Source organism: Streptococcus sp. 2018110 (assembly GCF_019754115.1).
In the GTDB taxonomy this organism is placed as follows: Bacteria; Bacillota; Bacilli; order Lactobacillales; family Streptococcaceae; genus Streptococcus; species Streptococcus hashimotonensis.
The window spans coordinates 1-2,472 of sequence record NZ_JAIJZO010000039.1 but is presented as its reverse complement, the minus strand read 5'-3'; the positions used below and the strand labels follow the sequence as shown (position 1 = coordinate 2,472).

2 protein-coding genes and 1 pseudogene are annotated in these 2,472 nt (G+C 40.9%); all 3 read left to right on the top strand.

Annotated elements, in window-relative coordinates:
* Positions 1-171: pseudogene (locus K5Q34_RS11615) on the top strand (IS30 family transposase); the annotation flags it as partial.
* Between the two features lie 50 nt (positions 172-221).
* Positions 222-1,535 carry an HD domain-containing protein gene (locus K5Q34_RS11610; RefSeq protein ID WP_011922082.1) on the top strand — a complete coding sequence of 438 codons (1,314 nt, stop codon included), beginning with the start codon at positions 222-224 and terminating at the stop codon, positions 1,533-1,535.
* Positions 1,525-2,334 (top strand): sugar-phosphatase, encoded by an 810-nt coding sequence (gene yidA / locus K5Q34_RS11605; RefSeq protein ID WP_205026965.1) that lies wholly within the window; start codon positions 1,525-1,527, stop codon positions 2,332-2,334. The genes K5Q34_RS11610 and yidA overlap by 11 nt, the downstream gene beginning before the upstream one ends.
* The last annotated feature ends 138 nt before the right edge of the window (positions 2,335-2,472 follow it).

The following is a 2,472-nucleotide window of genomic DNA, read 5'->3' as shown; positions in this document are numbered from 1 at the left end:
TGGGAGAGAGGTTCAAATGAAAATCATAATCGATTAATTCGGAGATGGTTACCTAAAGGAACCAAGAAAACGACTCCGAAAGAAGTCGCTTTTATCGAAAATTGGATTAACAACTACCCTAAAAAATACTTGGACTACAAGTCGCCAAGTGAATTTCTTTTGGGTGGCTAACTTCAACTTGAAATTTGGGATTTATCTCCCTTTTTTGTTATAATAAAACTATGATAGAAAAAGTATTTCGCGATCCAGTTCATAACTATGTACATGTTGATCATGAGCTGATTTATAAACTTATCAATACAAAAGAATTTCAGCGACTACGCCGCATCAAGCAACTAGGGACTACTTCCTATACCTTCCATGGTGGCGAGCATAGCCGCTTTTCGCACTGCCTTGGCGCCTACGAAATCGCCAGACGGATTACTCAAAAATTTGAAGACAAGTATCCACAAATATGGGATACAAATGAGTCCCTACTGACCATGGTTGCTGCGCTACTCCATGATGTTGGACACGGAGCCTATTCTCATACCTTCGAGCGTCTATTTGATACAGACCATGAGGAAATGACCTGTGCTATTATTACTAGTCCAGAAACGGAGATCAATGCTCTGTTGAAACAAGTTTCGCCTGAGTTTCCAGACAAGGTTGCTAGTGTTATCAAACACACCTATCCAAATAAACAGGTCGTTCAACTCATTTCGAGCCAGATTGATGTTGACCGAATGGATTATCTATTACGAGATTCCTACTTCACAGGAGCGAACTATGGTGAATTTGACCTAACTAGGATATTACGTGTCATTCGCCCGACAGAAAATGGAATTGCCTTCAAAGAATCTGGTATGCATGCAGTAGAAGACTACGTTCTCAGCCGCTACCAGATGTACATGCAAGTCTATTTTCATCCAGCAAGCCGCTCTATGGAAGTCCTATTGCAGAATTTACTCAATCGTGCCAAACTACTATATACTGGTGAACAGGAGTTTTTTGCACGAACTTCACCTCGGCTATTACCTTTTTTTGAGCATCGTATCCGTCTAACCGATTACCTCAGTCTGGATGATGGAGTTATGAATACTTACTTTCAATCATGGATAGATGGACCAGATCGTATTTTATCTGACTTAGCCCAGCGCTATATCAATAGGAAAGTGCTCAAATCCATCACTTTCAAGGCCGAAGAAGAGGAAGCTTTGGACCGCCTGCGTAGCTTGGTCGCAGATGTCGGTTTTGACCCAGAATACTATACTGCTATTCACCACAACTTCGATTTGCCGTATGACATTTACCGTCCGAATGCAGAAAAGAAACGGACTCAAATTGAGATTTATCGCAAAGATGAAACCTTGGTAGAACTATCCTCTCTATCACCAATTGTTCACTCCCTATCAGGCACAATCCACGGCGATAGCCGTTTCTATTTCCCAAAAGAAATGTTAGAAGAAACAGGGATTTTCGCACCTCAAATAGCTGATTTTAACAGCCATATACATAACGATCATTTTATAATTGGAGAATCAAATGAGCATTAAACTTGTCGCCATCGATATTGATGGTACACTACTAAATAGTCAACACCAAATTACAGCTGAAGTACATTCAGCAATCCAAGAAGCAAAAAAAGCAGGCGTTAAAATTGTTATTGCTACTGGTCGCCCCATTTCCGGTGTTCAAGCAATTTTAGAAGAACTCAATCTTACAGAAGCAGGTGACTACGTCATCACTTTTAACGGTGGCTTAGTCCAAGATGCAGCAACTGGTGAGGATATTGTCAAAGATACCTTGACTTATGATGATTATCTCGACATCGAATCTGCTGCCCGTAAACTCAAGCTCCCAATGCATGCCAGCACCAAGGAAGGTATCTATACTGCCAACCGTAACATCGGTAAATACACCATTTACGAATCAACACTAGTAAGTGCACCCATTTTCTATCGCACTCCGGAAGAAATGGCTGACAAGGAAATCATCAAAACAATGATGGTTGATGAACCAGAAATTCTTGATGCTGCTATTCCACTTCTACCGACCAGCTTGACTGAAAAGTACAACGTAGCAAAATCAGCACCATTTTATTTGGAAATCACCCCTAAAACTGTTAACAAGGGACAAGCTATCATTCATCTAGCTGAGAAGCTTGGACTAACTATGGATCAAACTATGGCCATCGGTGACCAAGAAAATGACCGTCCAATGTTGGAAGTTGTTGGTAATCCTGTTGTCATGGAAAACGGAAATCCTGAACTGAAGAAAATCGCCAAATACATTACGAAGTCAAATGATGAGAGCGGTGTAGCCCACGCTCTGAGAGAATGGGTACTGAAATAGCCTCTTAAAATATCAAAAACATACTAAGATTAGTAGTGAGGAAATCTCCGACGGGAGAAAGTACTCACTACTTTTTCTTTATGATAAAGTAGAGGTGTCTTGTTAAGTCGAGGGACTTTTTGACGCTAGACGTCGCAT